This window comes from Bifidobacterium sp. UBA744, from assembly GCA_002298605.1.
Taxonomy (GTDB): Bacteria; Actinomycetota; Actinomycetes; order Actinomycetales; family Bifidobacteriaceae; genus Bifidobacterium.
On sequence record DBKS01000055.1, the window covers coordinates 92,494 to 111,250 of the forward strand.

At 62.2% G+C, this 18,757-nt stretch carries 16 protein-coding genes; 5 read left to right on the plus strand and 11 right to left on the minus strand.

Annotated elements, in window-relative coordinates; genetic code table 11:
• Nucleotides 1-5 precede the first annotated feature (5 nt).
• The 7 genes from alaS to B2994_RS06115 form a co-directional block, all read right to left on the minus strand.
• Nucleotides 6-2,687: an alanine--tRNA ligase gene (alaS, locus tag B2994_RS06085; protein WP_291527473.1), complete on the minus strand. Its 2,682-nt coding sequence runs from the start codon at nt 2,685-2,687 to the stop codon at nt 6-8.
• A gap of 38 nt (nt 2,688-2,725) precedes the next feature.
• On the minus strand, nt 2,726-2,962 hold the full coding sequence (locus B2994_RS06090; protein ID WP_291527474.1) for a hypothetical protein: 237 nt from the start codon (nt 2,960-2,962) through the stop codon (nt 2,726-2,728).
• Nucleotides 2,962-3,381 (minus strand): DUF948 domain-containing protein, encoded by a 420-nt coding sequence (locus tag B2994_RS06095; RefSeq protein ID WP_291527475.1) that lies wholly within the window; start codon nt 3,379-3,381, stop codon nt 2,962-2,964. The genes B2994_RS06090 and B2994_RS06095 overlap by 1 nt, the downstream gene beginning before the upstream one ends.
• Nucleotides 3,382-3,455: 74 nt before the next feature.
• Nucleotides 3,456-4,130, minus strand: coding sequence for a histidine phosphatase family protein (locus B2994_RS06100; RefSeq protein WP_291527476.1), 675 nt, complete (start codon nt 4,128-4,130; stop codon nt 3,456-3,458).
• 129 nt (nt 4,131-4,259) lie between these two features.
• Nucleotides 4,260-4,886 (minus strand): 30S ribosomal protein S4, encoded by a 627-nt coding sequence (gene rpsD, locus B2994_RS06105; RefSeq protein WP_291527477.1) that lies wholly within the window; start codon nt 4,884-4,886, stop codon nt 4,260-4,262.
• Between the two features lie 194 nt (nt 4,887-5,080).
• A complete protein-coding gene (locus B2994_RS06110) occupies nt 5,081-5,890 on the minus strand; it encodes a hypothetical protein (RefSeq protein ID WP_291527478.1) in 810 nt (269 codons plus the stop codon).
• Between the two features lie 217 nt (nt 5,891-6,107).
• Nucleotides 6,108-8,675, minus strand: coding sequence for a UvrD-helicase domain-containing protein (locus B2994_RS06115; protein ID WP_414630653.1), 2,568 nt, complete (start codon nt 8,673-8,675; stop codon nt 6,108-6,110).
• A 125-nt stretch (nt 8,676-8,800) separates the two neighbouring features.
• Here B2994_RS06115 and B2994_RS06120 point away from each other — a divergent pair, with 125 nt between their 5' ends.
• Complete coding sequence (locus B2994_RS06120) at nt 8,801-9,382, plus strand: xanthine phosphoribosyltransferase (RefSeq protein WP_291527479.1); 582 nt, start codon at nt 8,801-8,803, stop codon at nt 9,380-9,382.
• Between the two features lie 99 nt (nt 9,383-9,481).
• The gene (locus tag B2994_RS06125; RefSeq protein WP_291527480.1) at nt 9,482-10,855 is read left to right on the plus strand and encodes a nucleobase:cation symporter-2 family protein; all 1,374 of its coding nucleotides are present in this window, start codon (nt 9,482-9,484) and stop codon (nt 10,853-10,855) included.
• Between the two features lie 87 nt (nt 10,856-10,942).
• Here B2994_RS06125 and B2994_RS06130 read toward each other — a convergent pair whose 3' ends face one another.
• From B2994_RS06130 to B2994_RS06140, 3 genes are read right to left on the minus strand one after another with little or no spacing between them, the layout of a single operon-like run.
• Nucleotides 10,943-12,223, minus strand: coding sequence for an ABC transporter permease (locus tag B2994_RS06130; RefSeq protein WP_291527481.1), 1,281 nt, complete (start codon nt 12,221-12,223; stop codon nt 10,943-10,945).
• Nucleotides 12,210-13,478, minus strand: coding sequence for an ABC transporter permease (locus B2994_RS06135; protein WP_291527482.1), 1,269 nt, complete (start codon nt 13,476-13,478; stop codon nt 12,210-12,212). The genes B2994_RS06130 and B2994_RS06135 overlap by 14 nt, the downstream gene beginning before the upstream one ends.
• Before the next feature lie 30 nt (nt 13,479-13,508).
• On the minus strand, nt 13,509-14,465 hold the full coding sequence (locus B2994_RS06140; protein ID WP_291527483.1) for an ABC transporter ATP-binding protein: 957 nt from the start codon (nt 14,463-14,465) through the stop codon (nt 13,509-13,511).
• Between the two features lie 126 nt (nt 14,466-14,591).
• On the opposite strand from B2994_RS06140, the gene B2994_RS06145 reads away from it, so the two are divergent.
• Together B2994_RS06145 and B2994_RS06150 are read left to right on the plus strand one after the other, a co-directional pair.
• Nucleotides 14,592-15,809, plus strand: coding sequence for a sensor histidine kinase (locus tag B2994_RS06145; protein ID WP_291527484.1), 1,218 nt, complete (start codon nt 14,592-14,594; stop codon nt 15,807-15,809).
• On the plus strand, nt 15,806-16,483 hold the full coding sequence (locus B2994_RS06150) for a response regulator (protein ID WP_291527485.1): 678 nt from the start codon (nt 15,806-15,808) through the stop codon (nt 16,481-16,483). Before B2994_RS06145 ends, B2994_RS06150 begins: the two co-directional genes overlap by 4 nt.
• 107 nt (nt 16,484-16,590) lie before the next feature.
• On the opposite strand, the gene guaA is transcribed toward B2994_RS06150, so the two are convergent.
• Nucleotides 16,591-18,153, minus strand: a complete 1,563-nt coding sequence (guaA, locus tag B2994_RS06155) for a glutamine-hydrolyzing GMP synthase (RefSeq protein WP_291527486.1) — start codon at nt 18,151-18,153, stop codon at nt 16,591-16,593.
• 453 nt (nt 18,154-18,606) lie between these two features.
• On the opposite strand from guaA, the gene B2994_RS06160 reads away from it, so the two are divergent.
• A partial coding sequence (locus B2994_RS06160) for a hypothetical protein (RefSeq protein ID WP_291527493.1) occupies nt 18,607-18,757 on the plus strand: 151 nt, incomplete at its 3' end.

Here is an 18,757-nt window from a genome sequence, read left to right on the forward strand (position 1 = left end):
CTGTGTCAGGCCTTCTGCGCCTCGTCAACCAGCGCGTCGAGCGCCTGGTTGATCTTGGCGGCGTCCTGACCGCCGCCCTGGGCGAAGTCGGGCCTGCCGCCGCCGCCACCGCCGAGCATCTTGGATGCGCCGCGCACCAGATCGCCGGCCTTGATGCCAAGCTTGCGAGCCGCGTCGTTCGTGGCCACCACCACGAGCGGCTTGTTCTCTTCGGTCACGCCAGCCATGGCGACCACCACCGGATCAGCTTCGCCGAGCTGTGCTCGCACATCGGTCACGGCCTTCTTCAGCGCATCGAAGGAGCCGAAATTGCCCACGTTCTTCGCAACCGCCTTCACGGAGGCGGCCGACGTCTTGGCTTCGGCGACCAGCTGCGGCACCACGGCATTGAGCTGGGCGGCGTACATGGCGTTGAGCTTCTGATCCGATTCCTTGAGCTTGGCGAGCAGCGTGGTGACGCGTTCGGCGAGCTCATCGGGACGGGCGTTCACCATGTCGGACAGCTGGGACACCAGGGCATGTTCACGAGCGTTGAACTCATAGGCCCCCTGGCCGACCACGGCGTCAACGCGGCGAACGCCGGAGCCGATGGAGGCTTCCGACATGATGTTGATGGAACCGATCTTGCCGACGTGGTCCACATGGGTACCGCCGCACAGCTCACGACTCCAACCGTCTTCGCCGATGGAAACCACGCGCACGATGTCACCGTACTTCTCGCCGAACAGGTGCATGGCGCCAAGGGCGATGGCTTCATCGAACTTCATCTCCCGGGTGGTGACGGCCAGGTTGTCGCGCAGCTTCTCGTTCACGCGGGCTTCGACGGCGTTCATCGCGCTCTTGCTCGGCGCGGAGGACCACTGGAAATCGAAGCGGAGACGGTTCGGGGCGTCTTCGGAACCACGCTGGGTGGCCTGCGGGCCAAGCTCCTCGCGCAGCGCCTTGTGCACCATATGGGTTGCGGTGTGCGAGCGGGCGATGGCGCCACGGCGCTCAAGGTCGATGCTGGCGTTCACTTCAGCGCCCACGACCAGCGTTCCCTCAGTCAACCGGCACTGATGCACAATGAGATCCTTGATCGGCTTCTGCACATCGTCGACTTCGAGCACGGCGCCGTCATCGGACAGGATCTCACCCTGGTCGGCGAGCTGACCACCGGCCTGGGCGTAGAACGGGGTGCGATCGAGGATGACCTCGACATTCGCCGGTCCGGTAACCGCCGGCACCGAGCCCTTGCCTTCGACCATGATGCCGAGAACCTTGGCGCGGGCCGACATGTCGGTGTATCCGAGGAAGTCGATCGGCCTGACCAGTGTCTTCTTGAAGTCGTCATACACCGACAGATCAACATTGTGGCGCTTCTTCAGCGCATCGGCGCGGGCACGGGACTTCTGCTCGGCCATCAGCTCGCGGAACTTGGCCTCATCGACCTTGACACCCTGTTCCTCGGCCATTTCCAGTGTCAATTCGATCGGGAAGCCATAGGTGTCGTGCAGCTTGAAGGCGTCGGCACCGGATACGATGGCATCGGCACCGGAATCCTTGGCCTTCTTCACGGCGACGTCGAGAATGTCGATGCCGGCGCTCAGCGTGCGCCGGAAAGCGTCCTCCTCGCCGTAGGCGGATTCGGACACATCATGGAAGGTGTCGTTCAGCTCCGGATAGCTGGCCTCCATGGCGGTCTTGGACACCGGGAACAGCGTGGGCAGCACGGCATCCTCGACCCCGAGCACGCGCATGGCCTCGATGGTCCGACGCAGCAGACGGCGCAGCACATATCCGCGGCCGTTGTTGGACGGACGCACGCCGTCGGACATGATCATCAGGGCGGAACGCACATGGTCAGCCACGACGCGGAACTTGACGTCCATCGCGTTGTCGTCGCCGTACTTGAGGCCCGACAGCTTCTCGGCGGCCTCAATGACCGGGAACACCTCGTCGGTTTCGTAGATGTTCTGCTTGCCCTGCATCAGATAGGCCAAACGCTCAAGGCCGGCGCCCGTATCGATGTTCTTGTTCTCCAGCTCGCCGACGATATGCAGATCCGTCTTCGACTTGACGTTGTCGACTTCATAGTTCTCGAACACGAGATCCCAGATCTCGATGTACCGGTTCTCGTCGGCGATCGGGCCGCCCTCAACGCCATAGGCCGGGCCGCGGTCCACGTAGATCTCGGAGCACGGGCCGCCGGGGCCGGGGCCGCCGGTTGTCCAGAAGTTGTCCTCCATGCCCATGATCTGGATATGGTCGGGGTCGACGCCTTCGTTGCGCCACATCGAGCGGGCTTCCTCGTCATCGGTGAAGGTGGTCATCCACAGCTTCTCCGGGTCGAAGCCGTAGCCGCCTTTGCTCTGCGGGGTCGTCAGCAGCTCCCAGGCGAAATGGATGGCCTCCTCCTTGAAATAATCTCCGAAGGAGAAGTTGCCGAGCATCTGGAAGAAGGTGCCGTGACGGGTGGTTTTGCCGACCTCGTCGATGTCGAGCGTACGCACGCACTTCTGATTGGACGTCACGCGGTGCTTGGGCGGGGTCTGCTCGCCCATCAGATACGGAATGAACGGAACCATGCCCGCGATGGTGAACAGCGTGGTGGGGTTCGGCGAAATCAGCGAGGCAGACGGAACCACGAGATGGCCGTGCTTCGCAAAATAATCGAGGTAGCGCTTGGCGATTTCGGACGTGCGCAAGGTGGAAACTCCTTGATTGATTGTTGATTGATATAAGTTCAGCGGTTGTTGGTGAGGTATTTCCCGGCCAGTTCTTCCTCCCTCTGGATCCGAGCCGCGTTGAAGTCCTCCCACAGCCCCTGCAGAGTGCGAATGGTCACGTTGTCCTGATCGGGCCCAAGAACAAACTGGCGGGCGGCGTCAGGCGTGTGCGCCCTGACATAGGCCTGTGCCTTGGCGACCATCACGACGCCGGCGGCCATGCCGACGCCGATCCAGAAGAGTCGTTTGAGCATCAGGCCTCCTTTGCGTTTGAACCGTTGTCGCGGGGCTGTCCGGCATCCTGGTCGTTCCCCCGGGCACGCTTGTTGAAAAACGCCTGGACCGTGGTCTTCGCCGCGTAGATGGCGGACTGGGCCTTGATAACCGGCTTGCCCAGGAATGACCCGTACAAATCCGTCAAGGCGCCGACATTGTTCGCGGTGGTGGATGCCGCGGCGGAAATCCTGTTGACGTCGTCGAGGGACTTGTTGACCTGCCTGACCGTGGTCACCGACTCGTCGAGCGCGGGAAGTGCATGATCGCCGGTCTGTTTGACGGTTTCGGCGATCTGATCGAACAGTTTGCCCAAGCGAATCAGCGGATAGATCATGAACCCGGCGAGCACCACGAACGCGATCGCCGCGATCAGGCCGGCAATCTGTCCTACATCCATACTTCCTCCCTGTTCACACAGTAACTTGCCCAAGGCTATCACCGAGCCCCTATTTTTATGCTCGTCGTCGCCCGCTACCGGTTGTACGAGGCGATGGTGATCGCATCGACGAACGGCTTGTCGGTGTCGAAGTCAAGAACCGTTACGGAACCGTTCGCAGGACGCTCGCTCAGGTCGAGATCCGGTCCGCCAAATCGGTGCGCCAATGACAGCAGGGTGTTGCCATGGCTGATTTGCAATATGTCATCCCCGTCCCGCAACGCGGGGTTGGAGGCGATCAGGTCAAACGCGCCCTCCACGCGATTCCAGTATTCCGCATCGGATTCGGCGTCGTGGAAGGGGTCGGCCTCCTTGAGAAAATCGCGGCTGGCGGCCAATCCGAACCGCTCCACAATCTGGTTGTAGGTTTTGACGCCATGGGGAGCACCCGCGGCATACCAGGAGGCACCCATGTCAAGCCCTTCGAAATAGCCGTAGAACTGCTCGCGGAAATGCATATCATCCACCAACGGCGGTCGGGTATGGCCGGCGGCTTCGTTGATGTCGAGAATGCGCACCGCGGTCTGCTGCGCACGGGTGGTATCGGAGCAGTAGGCCGCCGCGAAGGAGATGCCCCTCAGCTTCTCCCCCGCCTTGTCGGCATCGGCGAGACCGGCTTCGGTCAGCGGGGAGTTCGACCAGCCCTGCAAACGGTTGTATCGGTTGAAATATGTCTGGCCATGGCGGACCAAATGCAAATGAAGCCTCATGGTTCGATTATCGCACCTCGCCCGACGTCGTGTTCAGGCGCATGCCGCCCGCCGCCCGGGAACGCGAGGACCCCGCGTCCCTTTGCGGGGAGCGGGGTCCAAGCGGTATGTCCTAGAAAGTGATCCAGATCAGCGAGCGTAGAACTCGACGACGTACTGGATGTTGACCTGCACCGGAATCTGCTCGGGTTCCGGCTTGCGGGTGAGGGTGGCCTTCAGCGAGGCCAGGTTCACGTCAAGGTAGCCGGGGACCGCGGGAAGAACGTCGCGATGGACGCCTTCGGCGGCGATCTGGAACGGCACCATGGTCTGGCTCTTCGCCTTCACCTGGATGGTCTGGCCGGGCTTGACGCGGTAGGACGGACGATCCACGATGTTGCCATCAACGAGAATGTGGCGGTGCACCACGAACTGACGAGCCTGGGCGGTGGTACGGGCAAAACCCGCGCGCAGCACCAGGTTGTCGAGACGGACCTCAAGATCCTGCAGCATGGCGTTGCCGGTCTGGCCTGCCTCGTGGGTGCCCTTCTCGTAGGCGGCGCGCAGCTGCTTCTCGGAAATGCCGTACTGGGCGCGCAGACGCTGCTTCTCGCGCAGACGCACCGCGTAATCGGATTCGGTGCGGCGACGGTCGCGGCCATGCTCGCCAGGAGCGTACGGGCGCTTCTCGAAGATGCGCTGGGCCTTGGGGGTCAGGGCGATGCCGAGGGCGCGAGAAAGACGCACCTGACGGCGAGAACGCTGAACATTGGTCATGTTCTTGAACCTTTTCTTTTCTGTCGTTATCTGAACGGAACGTCGTGAACCTTACGGTTTCGACGCTGAGTCGGCCTCTCCAACGCTTCATCGTGACAATCACGAGCGGCCCGGAATCATTGAAATTCCAAACCTCCGACCCGTTGATGGGCTAAGACTCCAGATAGTACTGCCTTTTGGCAGACACCAATCGCTTATTGTACACCCGACCCGCGGACGATCGAAGCGGAGAAACCCTCCAGCCAGTCGCGGAGAAAATCCAGTCGCCGTGCGCTCTCCGCGACACGATCGGCGGACAGCCGGTCCGGCAGCCCGGTGCTGCGGACGTTATGCGTGTCGATCGGCGCAAAATCGGCAAACGAAAGGGTCAGCACATTGCCGCATTCCATCAAGAAAGGCCCGAAGGCGTCGCGCAGCTCCACCAGCCTCCGCGAATGCGTCTCCAGGAACCGCCCCGCCAGCACCTTATCGTTCGCGCATACGCGAACAACACGATCGAATGCCGCATCGCCGGTTTTCACCGTGCGCATGCCGTTGTTCGCCAGCCGGTCGAGGATCGACGCCGACAGATCGGACACGGCGTCGCGCACGTTGCCGGATTCGGATCGCACGGACATATGGAACGGGACGGATCCCATCAGGCGCGCCTTCCAAATCAGATGCTGGGAGACGCGATACGAGCCCGTTTCGTCATTGTCCGGATCCCCATGGCCATCGGCCTTGAAGAACTCCCGCTGAAGGCGATAGATTCCCTGCGCGCGGAAGGAGTCCCCACCCATGGACAGCACCAGGAAGGTGACGGTGGTCGAAAGACGCCAGGTCTCCTCTGGCCCGAACAGCGCCGGATCAAGGCCTCCGCTTCGGGGAACGTACCGCGCATACGCCTCCTCCAGCACGGCAGGCAGCTCCGCGCCGTAGAACCTTGCCGCGAAACGCTCATCCCGTCCATGCTCCCTGACCGCCCACAGGATCAGGAGCACGAAGGGCAGTGCGCAGAGACACACGAACAACCGATCGTCCGGAAATCCGAATCTGTTCCTCGCCACCTGCAGCAACGCCAAGCTTCCGAACGCAAGCAAAGCCAGGATGGCCGCGACCGAGCGTCTGCCACGAGCGGCCAGCTCGCGATCAACCCGCCGTATCCGCCCGTCAACGGCCGGTGAACCACAAGCTTGTCCTGCAACCATGCCTTGCCCCTCAGTCGCGTCCCGGCAGCTTCCATCAGAGTTTTTCTATAGGCGCGAGGCGAAGCATCAGACGTTTGACTCCGCTGGAACCGAAATCCACGGTCAACACCGAGTTGCGGCCCTTGTCCTGCGTGTCCTGCACCGTGCCCAGGCCATACTGATCGTGGATCACCTTGTCCCCCACATGAAAATCGGCGATATTCAGCTGATTGTCGTTATGCAGGGCGGAGGCAGGCTTGGCCGACGACGAGGGCGCGACGCGACGCGTCGTCACTTTGCCGCCACGTGCGCCGCCGCCGTTGCGGGACGACCCGTAGCCCCGCGACGCCCCATACGGGGAGGACGACGAACCACCATACGAGCGGGATGATCGACCGCTCGTCCGGCCCGACCTGGCATGGCCGCCCCAAGACGAACCGCCACCGAAAGAAAAGCCGCCGAAATCGTTGTCGTCGTCCTCGAACCCGCCGAATTCATCGCGTGAATCCGCGCCCCAGCCGCCGCGCATACGCTCCACGCCGGCTTCCCTGCGCTTCCAGTCGATCAATTCGTCGGGGATCTCGTCGAGGAATTGGCTCGGCATCATTTCGGCCGCCTGTCCCCATTGCGCCCTGACGGCCGCCCGCGTGACGTACAGGCGCCGCTTGGCGCGCGTGATGCCCACATAGGCCAGACGGCGTTCCTCCGCCAGCTCTGACGTGTCCTCAAGCGAGCGGGAATGCGGGAACGTGCCCTGCTCCATGCCGGTGAGGAACACCACCGGGTACTCCAGTCCCTTGGCGGTGTGCAAGGTCATCAGCGTCACCTTGCCGGAATCCTCGCCTTCATCGGGCAATTGATCGGAATCGGCAACCAGGGCGGTGGTTTCGAGGAAGCTCGCCAATGTGGCGTCAGGCGTTTTCTGCTCGAATTCCGCGGCCACGGACTGCAACTGGGACAGATTCTCCAGACGAGAGGCGTCCTGAGGATCCTCGCTGCGCTGCAACTCCTCGAGAAGCCCGGATTTCGATAGCGTCTCGGCCACGATTTCGCTGGGCTTGTCGGCATGCTCGGCGGCAAAGGACGTCAGCGACACCATCAAATCGCGGAACACGCCCAGCTGCCTGGCGGTTCTCGTCGGCACGCCTTCGATCTGGTCGAAGTGCATGAGGCCGTCCCAGAAGGCGGTGCCGTGCGCATCGGCGTAGCCGGCGACCAACGCCTCGGCGCGAGGGCCGAGACCGCGCTTGGGCACATTGAGAATACGGCGCACATTCACGCTGTCAAGAGGATTCACGATGGCCTGCAGATACGCCATCGCGTCCTTCACCTCGCGGCGCTCGTAGAACTTGGTGCCACCGACCAACTGATACGGTAGTCCGGCGTTGATCAGGGCCTCCTCCAAAGCACGCGATTGGGCGTTGGCCCGGTACATCACCGCCATATCGGAATAGGCGACGCCCTCCTCGGCGCGCAGCCGGGCGATTTCGGTGGCCACCCACTGCGCTTCCTGTTGGGCGTTGTCCGCGGCATACCCCACAATCGGCGCGCCCTTGCCCAGCGCCGTCCACAGTTTCTTGGGCTTGCGCCCCTCGTTCTTCGCGATCACCGCATTGGCCGCGTCAAGAATGGTTTGCGTCGACCGGTAGTTCTGCTCAAGCATAATGGTGCGCGCATGCGGAAAATCCTTTTCAAAGTCCTGAATATTGCGGATGTCCGCGCCACGGAACGCATAAATCGACTGATCGGAATCACCCACCACGGTCACCCAGGCCGGACGCTCCACGCTGTCCACCCCGGCGAGCTCGCGCACCAGCACATACTGGGCATGGTTCGTGTCCTGATACTCGTCGACCAGAATGTAGTGGAATTTGTGATGGTAATAATCGGCCACCGCCGGCTGCGTTTTCAGCAACTCCACCGTCCGCATGATCAGATCGTCGAAATCCACCGCATTGGCAAGCGCAAGCCGATGCTGGTATTCGGCGTACATCACCGCATAGATCTCCTCGGCGTTGCCGAATCGACCGAGCTGATACCCCTTATGGCCGGGCTGGAAGCCGGCCGCATACGTGTTGACTTGGGTTCGCCAGTCCTGAAGGTTGTTTTTGCAGTCGGAGATCTTCCCAAGGATCACGCGCGGGGTGTATCGCTTGAGATCAATGTTGAGGTCGGCGCCTATGAGCTTGATCAGGCGTTCGCAGTCGGCCGTGTCGTAGATGGAGAATCCCGAGTTCAGACCGATGGCCTTGCCGTCGCGGCGCAGAATGCGCACGCAGGCCGAATGGAAGGTCGACACCCACATGCGGTCGGCGACGGGGCCGATGAGTCCGGCAAGACGCTCGCGCATTTCCGCGGCGGCCTTGTTGGTGAAGGTGATGGCCATGATCTGGCTGGGCCATGCGCCGAATTGGCTCAGGATCCATGCGATTCGACGCGTCAGCACGCGTGTTTTGCCGGATCCGGCGCCCGCGCCGATGAGCAGCGCCGGCCCCTGGTATTGCACCGCCTGAGCCTGCTGGGGGTTGAGGTCCCCGATCAGTTCCTGTTCCGAGCGCATAACCACTTCCGGCGCGGCTGCGTAATCGCTCACTTGGCTCTCCTTTGCTGTGCGGGTGCTCATCGTCAGGCGCGCATGGGCGCGTTGGACGAGATTGCGATGCAATGCGGCGTTACGAGACTACATCAAGGTAGGCACGGTGATATGTTTCTGACATAAAAACCTCACCGATCCTCAAAGGAAGTGCTATGCAGGAACTCGAGGAACGCATCGTGCGCGAAGGCACTGTCAAACCTGGCAATGTCCTGAAAGTCGATGCTTTTTTGAATCATCAATGCGACGTCGGACTCTTCGACCATATGGGAGCCGCCTGGGCCGAGCATTTCGCCGGCAAACGGGTCGACAAGATCCTGACCATCGAGGCCTCCGGCATCGGCATCGCTTGCCTGGCCGCGCGTCATTTCGGCGATGTTCCCGTGGTGTTCGCGAAGAAGGCGCAGTCCATCAACCTCGACGGCGACCAGTATTCCACCATTGTGTATTCCTTCACCAAGCAGAAGGAATTCCCCGTCATCGTCTCGAAGAAGTATCTTTCCGCCGGCGAGCACGTGCTGCTGATCGACGACTTCCTCGCCAACGGCAAGGCCATGCAGGGTCTGATCGCCCTGTGCAAGGCGGCGGGCGCAGTTATCGAGGGCATTGGCATCGCCGTGGAAAAAGGCTTTCAGGACGGCGGCGAGACGCTGAGAGCCGAGGGGTACGACGTCGACTCCCTGGCCATCGTCGATTCAATGGACGCGGATACCGGCAGCATTACGTTCCGTCACTGAACCTCCCCGAACCCGCCACATGCAAAGGACGACGGGCTCGGTCCGCGAGGAGACGGCAGAAGCCGAAAACCCGCAACAATCACATCGAGAGAATCATATATGGAAAAGAAGAACAGTAATCCGACGAACAACGCCACCAACAGCGGCGTTTCATTCGAGGCGCTCAGTTCGCTTGACGCCCCGGTGAGCTTCTGGAGGGGCATCCCCTTCGGCCTGCAGCATGTGATGGCCATGTTCGTGGCGAACCTCGCCCCCATTTTCATCGTGACGTCGGCAGCCAAGATGACGCCCGAGCAATCGGCCACGATCATTCAGGCCGGCCTGCTGGTGGCCGGTTTGGGCACATGCCTGCAGCTGTACGGAGCTTGGCGCATCGGCTCCAAGCTGCCGATGGTGACGGGCATCTCGTTCACCTATGTCGCGGCCGCCGTGGCGATTTGCGCCGACAAGGGCTATGGCGCCGTCGTCGGCGCCGTGATGGTGGGCGGCCTGCTGGAATTGGTGCTGGGCCTCACCGCGCAATACTGGCGGCGCTTCGTGCCTCCGATCGTTTCGGCGATTGTGGTCACGTCGATCGGATTCTCGCTGCTGAACGTGGGCGCCACGTCATTCGGTGGCGGCTCCGGCGCCAAGGATTTCGGCTCGTGGCAGAATCTGATACTCGGCCTGATTTCGCTGGTCGCATGCCTTGCCTTCCAACTGCTGATGAAAGGCACCGCCAAGCAGCTGTCGGTGCTGTTCGGCCTAGTGGTCGGCTATGTGGCGGCCATCTGCATGGGCAAGGTCGACTTCTCAGGATTTGCGAATCTGTCGATTGTGTCCGTTCCGCAGCTCATGCCCTTCAAGCCCGAGTTCGATTGGGGCGCGATCATTTCGCTCGGTCTGCTGTACGTGGTGTCCTCGGTGGAGGTGCTGGGCGACACCGCGGCGTTGACCAAGGTCGGTCTCGACCGCCTCCCCACCGAGCGGGAAACCGCCGGCGCCATCGCCGGCGACGGCCTGATCTCCTCGGTTTCCGGTCTGTTCGGCTGCCTGCCACTGACGTCCTTCGCGCAGAATATCGGCTTGGTGGCCATCACCAAGGTCGTCAACCGCAAGGTCATTCTCTCGGGCGGCGTGATTCTGATTCTGGCGTCGTTCGTGCCGGCCATCGCGGAAGTGTTCAATTCGCTACCGCAGGCCGTGCTCGGCGGCTGCACGATCATGATGTTCGGCAACATCATTCTCTCCGGCTTCCAGATGATCTCCGAGGCGGGCTTCTCGCAGCGCAACATCACGATTGCGGCCCTGTCGCTGACCATTGGCATCGGGTTCACGCAGGTGAGCGACATCTTCGTGAATTTCCCCGCCCTGTTCCAGCAGATCTTCGCTTCGAACTGCATCGCCGTCGCCTTCGTCGTCGCCCTGGTCCTCAACCTCATTCTGCCGAGTGAGGAGCATTTCCTGGGCACGCCGGCGGCAAAGGAACAGTAGCGGGCAGACCGAGCCAAAGGAGGGTAGGTATGGCATCCCAACCGGTGCGGGATGCCATACCTACCCTCCTTTGTTTCCTCCCCTCCGTTATTTCATATTGGTAACAACCGCGGAACGCAACGCGGGGCTGTTCTGTCGTATCCGGCCAACCGCCAGCCCGATACAGACGAAGGCGGCGGCGAACAGCAGGAGAATCGCCATGGACGCCCCCCAGCCGGACCAGTCCGGCGGATTCACGGCATTGATGTCCCGCCCGCCGAATGACTGATACACGGCCTGCACGTACCACCATCCCGGTGTGAATTTGGCGATGGTCACGACGGCTTCAGGCATCATCGAGGCAGGAGTCCATATGCCGGACAAAAAGAGCAGGACCATGCTTACGGCGTTGGCTATGCCATTGGTGGCGTTGACGGACGAGACGAACTGCCCGATCATAAACCCAAACGCCAATGCCATGAAGGTCAACGCCAACGCCGCGGTCAAAGACAGTGTGATGCCGACGGCTCCCAGCGCGGCCAACCCGCCACGCAGCGGAATGACAACCGCCAATGACAGCGCGGAATAGTACAGCCAGGTCGTCAGGGCCAGCACCAGACACGCGAGCATCACCTGACCGTTGATGCGCAGCGACGAGCAGGCCGATGCGCTCAGCCGTTCCCGGACATAATCCGCATTGAATTTGGAAACGACCAGCCCCACGGCCAACGTCATCACGGCCATCGCCGGATAGATCATCGTCGACAGCGTCATGCCGTATCCCGCAACCACTATCGACGAAGTGTCCATGGTGTTGTTGTCACCGGTGGCCTGCACGGTCACCTGGGGCAGGTCACCTCGCTGGTCGACCACCTGGTCGATCGCGGCATTCACCGTGAAGTCGGGATTGCTCGCGAGCGCGGTGCGCACCTCGTCAAGAAAACCGGTAACCTGCATCTTCGCCATGGCGATGCTGCCGGAACCGTAGCTGCTTGCGCATTCCACAGCGGTCATGTCCCCGCCTTGCCGAATCGATTGGACAACATCGGCAGCATAGCCGTCGGGGATGATGACGATCAGTTTTGCCTGGTCGCTTGCCAGCGCATCCTGCAGGTCCCGCCTGGTATCGGGGACGTGGACGATCTGCGCCGTGTCGCCCAGCGCCTGCTCCAGGCCATGCTGGAACACATGGCCGGATTCCTCGTCGCGATCGACGATGGCGATGCTGGTGGTGGTTCGATCGAAGGTGACGTCGGTCTTGTCGCTCGTCATCGTGCTTATGACGCCGAATCCCAGGAAGACCATCAGGACGCCGCACCCGATGAGGTAGCCAAGCAGCGCGCCACGATGCGCCCACATGATACGGAACGTCGTTTTACAGGTGTTCATACCGTTGCCTCCTAAGCATGGCCACCGCCGCTGCCAGTCCCATGGCGCTCATGATGAGCAGTATGGCGACGGTTTGCAGGAACGGGGCGAGCGAATCGTAGTAGAGCAGGTCGTAGAACAGGTTGGAAACCTGCTTGACCGGACTGATGAGATGCACTACGGGAGCATGGGCCTGTATCGTGTCGTTGAGATGCATGGAGAATGTCCCCATCAGCCCCGCGAGCATGGACAATCCGGTGGACAGGGCGATGGCGACGCCATTCTTGGCGCCCAACGACAATCCGGGAATCGCGCCCAGCGCCAGACCCATCGCACTGGAGGCGAAGGTGGCGACCAATAGTCCGACGATCGCCAGCGGCTCCCGGCCACCCACCGATATGCCAAGCGCGAATCTGATGAAGAGGAACGCCACGATCAGCGACAGGAACGACATCAGCCAGCCGGAGAGAAACACCCCGAGGACCTTACGGGATTGCGGCAACGGACTGACGGCGACGCGAATGCCGCTTGCCGTCTGATTCGGCTGCAGCAGCGTCAGCGAAACGCAGGTGAACAGCATGCTGAGCATGGACGCCATGCCCAGCAGCGCGAAATGGTACCGGGCCATCGACTCGGGAGTGAAATGGGTGAGCGCGACGTCCTTGACGTATGTTTGCCCGCCTTTGGTTCCCGCATTGGCGTTCTGCGTGATCTGCTGCCAGAACGAGGGGTCCGTGGCCAGCTGTGGTTGCGCGGCCAGCTTCCGCGTGATCGCATCGTCGATGATGGCGCCGTGGACGTTAAAGGTATCGATGACGTTGCCCAACGCGCTGATCGTGATCGCCTCGGCGTCGCCGCCACCGGCGTTGGCCGAGGACATGGCGCCGGCAACCGTGTCGGAAACGGTCATCATGATGCGCCCCTCGCCGTCGGTCGACAGTATCGCTTTCACGTCGCCGTTTTGAAGCAGCGTATCGGCGGCCGGCCGGTCGGTCGTCTCGGTGACCCTGATCAGCGTGGTCGCCCCCTGACCGTCCATCGACTCGTCGCCTGCATCGTCGCTCGCGGACGCCGTCCCGGAGAGCGAATCCGTGAATTGCTGCACGCCGTAGGCGCGATTCCACTGGTCGTCGCGAACCACAGCCACCGGCACCGGCTCAATCGCATTGTATGTGTCGATGCTGCCGAAGACCCCCTGCACTAGGGACGCCAGAAGAACCGGAAAGCAGACCAGCCAGAACAACCCCGACTTTTCACGCAGGTTGATCAGCAGCATCGCCTTGAATGTACTCCACATGACGGCCTCTCAATCCCTCAGGCCCGTTCCGGTGAGTTCCAGGAACACATCGTTGAGCGTCGGGGGCCGACTGGTGAGATGTCCGATGTTCACGTCGGCCGATTCCAGCAGATCAAGCAGATCCACAAGGTTGCGGTCGCCCCGCTGGCATCGGACGGACAGCGTGCCGCCGTCATACGTCGCTTCGATCACAAAGGGCAGGGCCTGGACCCGGTTAAGCGTGGATTCAGGCAGGTCGAAGGTCTCGACGGTGATGCGTTCGCCCATGCCGATCATGGATTTCAGCTCGTCCGAAGTGCCGAGCGCCAGATGGCGGCCATGATCCATGATGAGGATGCGGTTGCAAATCTGTTCGACCTCCTCCATGTAATGGCTGGTGTACACGATGGTTGCGCCCTCGCGGTTCAGCCGCTGAATGCCTTCGAGAATCGCATTGCGGCTCTGGGGGTCAACGGCGACGGTCGGCTCGTCGAAGAAGATGAGATCGGGCCTGTGCGCGATGCCGCATGCGATATTGAGCCGCCGCAGCAGACCTCCCGACAGTTTGCCCGGCCGAAACTTGCGGAACTCCCCCAATCCCACAAAGTCAATGGCGTCACGCACCAGTTCCCTGCGCCGGGCTTTGTTCGGCTCATACAGCGAGCAGCAGTAGTCGACGTTCTCGACGACGGTGAGCTCATTGAACACCGCGACGTTCTGCGGCACGATGCCGATGCGCCGCTTCAGGGCGTAGCTGGTGGAATGGATGGGTTCGCCAAACACGCGAATCCGCCCGGCGTCATACGACAGCAGCGCGAGTATGCAGTTGATGGCCGTGGATTTGCCAGATCCGTTGGGTCCCAGCAATCCGAAGATCTCCCCCTGTTGCACAGTGAGGTCAAACGAGTCGAGTGCGAGCACGTCTCCGTATCGTTTGATGAGCCCGGCGACTTCAATCGCCGGCGTTACGGTGGTATTGGCGGTCATCACGCGCCTCCTTTCATCTGATTCCATCATCGCCGATGCGCGTCGGCCGACACGGTGACCCCGATCACGACGCATGCCATGGGCGGTGACATTTGTCATCTCCCGGCGACGAGTAGACTCGTGGGCGTGAATAGGATTGCGGACAAACTGATGCTGGCTGTGCTGTGCGCGCTGCTGCTGGCCCGTGATTCCGGTGGCGTGACGCCGTTGTCCATCGCCGTCATATTGACCGCGATCTGCTGCGCGGGACTCGGCGAATGGCTGCTGTCGGCCGGACCCGAACAGACATGGGTGCCGATATCGGCCGTCTCGATCGCCGCGTTGTGCTCGCCGACATTCGTGTTCTCACTGCCGGTGGCCGCCTATGACGCGGCCAGGGTCCCCGCCGACGCCCCACGTGCGGACGCATGGGGCGCAACCATGCGGCATGCTTTTCGCTTCGTCTGGGCGCTGCCGTTGGCGACCGCGCTGTTGCTCGAAAGTCCTCATCGGCATTCGGCGACCGCGACCGCGACCGCCCTGTCCTGCATCGCGTATCTGTGGGGACGGTCGGTGCGCAGACGGACGGAACTGACCAATCGGCTTCGTGCAACCCAAGACGCTCTGCGCGGCGACACGCGCATGCTGCGCGCACGGCTTGCGGATGCCCAGGAGGAACGGTCCACGGCCACTCGCATGGCCACCCTAAACGAACGTACCCGCATTGCCCGGGACATTCACGACAATGTGGGACACTTGCTGACGCGTGCGATCATGCAATCCGAAGCCGACCGGGTAGTGGCCGAGGCGCGGCGGGACACGGTTGCGGCGCAGCAGTTCGCCGACGTGAACACCACCATCAGCGAAGCGATGACCATGGTGCGTCGCAGCGTGCATGATCTCGATGACGCCGGAGTGGATTTCCACGCCTGGATGGCCGATGCGGCCCGTTCCACGGCCCGACTGCGCGTGACGCTGCATAACGCCATTGATTCCGCCCCCGCTCCGGTGGCCCGCTGCCTGGCCGCGATCATCCGCGAATCGCTTGCCAACACGGCGCGGCACAGCGCAGCCGACTCCGTCGCCGTGTCGCTGCAGGATTTTCCCGCGTTCTGGCAGTTGGTTGTCCAGGATAACGGACGTATCGTGGACCGGGATGGGACACCGTCACCGAATACCGCCGCCGAACACGACGTGCGCGGCATGGGCCTGGCGGATATCGAGACACGCGTGCGAGCGCTGGACGGCACCTGTTCGACCGGCATGAACGATACCGGTTGGCGCGTGTTCGTTTCGATTCCCAAACCGAAGCAAGCCAAGGACCCAGAGCCGGAACACCCCGGTGACCAAGGAGCGCAGGCATGAAAGTGGCGATTGCGGACGACGATGCGATTGTGTGCTCGTCGCTGACGACCATTCTCGAGACAACCCGTACGGCTCGCGTGGCTTGGACCGCAACCAGCGGAGACGAGGCCGTGGAGCGATATTGCTCCGGGCCCGCCAACCGGCCCGACGTATTGCTGATAGACATCCAGATGCCCGGCATGGACGGGCTTGAGGCGGCCAGGCGCATCCTGGACTTCGACGGGGCGGCTCGCATTCTGTTCCTCACCACGTTTGCCGACAAGTCGTATATCGATCAGGCGATGGCCCTGGGGGCGAGAGGGTATCTCATCAAGCAGGACGTCGCTTCGGTGGCCCCCGCGGTGCAGTCGGTCATGGCGGGTCAGGTGGTGCTGGGCGCCCAGGTGCTCAGCAAGCTCACCGGAGGCGACAAAACCGCCGCCCGACGCGGCTCGCAACCGCAGGACGGTTCCGCGGGATCGCCGGCAGATAACGAGGACGCATTCGGGGCATTGTCGGACCGCGAGCGCGGCATCACCGCCCTGGTGGCCGAGGGGTTGGACAACCGGGAGATCGCCGCGAAACTGTTTCTCAGCGAGGGCACGGTGCGTAACCGCGTCAGCGACATACTGGCAAAGCTTCACATGTCCAATCGCACGCAACTCGCCATCACCTGGCTGAACAGCCGACGATGACGGCCGCCATGGGACAACGCAACGGCCCGGTGGCCACGGATTTCCCGCGGCTACCGGGCCTCAGCAGATGAACCGCTCACGCGGCGGCAACGCTTCCTCTCACACCGTCACTCCCACTCGATGGTTGCCGGCGGCTTGGAGGTGCAGTCGAGCACGACGCGGTTGATCTGACGGCATTCGTTGGTGATGCGGGTGGAGATCGTGGCGAGCACGTCGTACGGGATGCGGGACCAGTCGGCGGTCATGGCGTCTTCGGAGGAAACCGGGCGCAGCACGATCGGGGAACCGTAGGTACGCTCATCGCCCTGAACGCCCACGGAATGCACGTCGGCAAGCAGCACCACCGGGCACTGCCAGATGTCTCGGTCGAGACCGGCTTTGGTGAGCTCCTCGCGGGCGATCGCGTCGGCTTCGCGCAGCACATCCAGGCGTTCCTTGGTGATCTCGCCGATGATGCGGATGCCGAGGCCCGGTCCCGGGAAGGGCTGGCGCCACACGATTTCGTCCGGCAGGCCCAGTTCGGTGCCGATGGCTCGCACCTCGTCCTTGAACAGGGTGCGCAGCGGCTCGATGAGCTGGAACTTGATGTCCTTCGGCAGGCCGCCCACGTTGTGGTGGGACTTGATGTTCGCAGCGCCGTCGCCGCCGCCGGACTCGACGACGTCCGGATACAGCGTGCCCTGCACGAGGAACTTGACCTCCTTGCCGGAGGCGCCGGCCTCCTCGATCACCTGTCGCTGCGCCTTTTCGAAGGTGCGTATGAACTTCTCGCCGATGATCTTGCGCTTCCTCTCCGGTTCGGACACGCCTTTGAGCGCGGTGAGGAAATCTTCGGAGGCGTCGACGGCGATGAGCTTGATGCCCGTGGCCTTGACGAAATCATGCTTGACCTGCTGGGCCTCGCCCTTGCGCAGCAGGCCGTGGTCCACGAACACGCAGGTGAGCTGGTCGCCGATGGCCTTGTGCACCAGGGCCGCCGCCACGGCGGAGTCCACGCCGCCGGACAGGCCGCAGATCACCTGGGCGTCGCCGACCTGGGCGCGGATCCTGGCGATCTGGTCCTCGATGATGTTGGAGGCGTTCCAGTCGTCGCCCAATCCGGCGCAGTCATGCAGGAAGGTTTCGATCAGCCGCTGGCCCAGCGGGGTGTGCTTGACCTCGGGATGCCACTGCACGCCGTAGAGCTTGCGGGCCGGATCGGCCATGGCGGCCACCGGGGCGCCTTCGGTGTGCGCCAGCACGGCGAACCCCTCGGGCGCCTTCTGGACGGCCACGCCGTGACTCATCCACGTGGTCTGCTCCGCGGGGGAACCGGCCAGCAGGCCCGAGGCGTCGTCAATAACCGTGTCGGTTTTGCCGTATTCGCCGAGAGCCGCCTTGTCCACCTGTCCGCCAAGTTCATAGGCCATGGTCTGGAAGCCGTAGCAGATGCCGAGCACCGGCACGCCGGCCTCGAACAGCTTCTTGTCGATGCGCGGGGCACCGGGCTCGAACACCGAAGCGGGACCGCCCGAAAGGATGATCGCCTTGGGGTCCTTGGCGAGCATCTCGTCCACGGGCATGGAATGCGGAACGAGTTCCGAATAGACATGTGCCTCTCGCACCCTGCGTGCGATCAGCTGCGCATACTGTGCGCCGAAATCAACGACGAGAACGGGTCCCTGTGGCATGATCTCCCTTACATTCATTGGAAAACGGCAGCCGCAACGCCGGTAATCAGGAGCAATCAGGGGCATTGCGATCGGACAAACCGATTATGACCGCTGAATCAGACAAGCCGCAAAACGCACAACACGCCGAAGAACGGTAGGTGCGATCCCGGCAACGGCCCAACGTCGCCTATGAGAGCGCTAACATTTCGAAACCCTTGATTTTCCGCCGTTTTCCACCTCGCCATCCTCAACGGGCACCTGTCGTCAAGGCAAACCTTGGCAAACTTTTGATCCATTTTAATCACACATTTTCTAACACTAATGAACAATACCGTCCAAAAGTCGAAGCGTTTTCGTACCATACGAGTTGTTTGGACGTAGGCATCTCGCGAGTTCTACAAGGCCGCGGGGGTCTTTCGGCCACATGGAAATAATCAAGCGCACGTAACGTGCAGGAGTACAGGAGTATACATGACGAATCCTGTTATTGGCACCCCCTGGAAGAAGCTGGACGCCCCGGTTTCCGAGGAGGCCCTCGAAGGCGTTGACAAGTACTGGCGCGCCGCCAACTACCTGTCCATCGGTCAGATCTACCTTCGCAGCAACCCGCTGATGAAGGAGC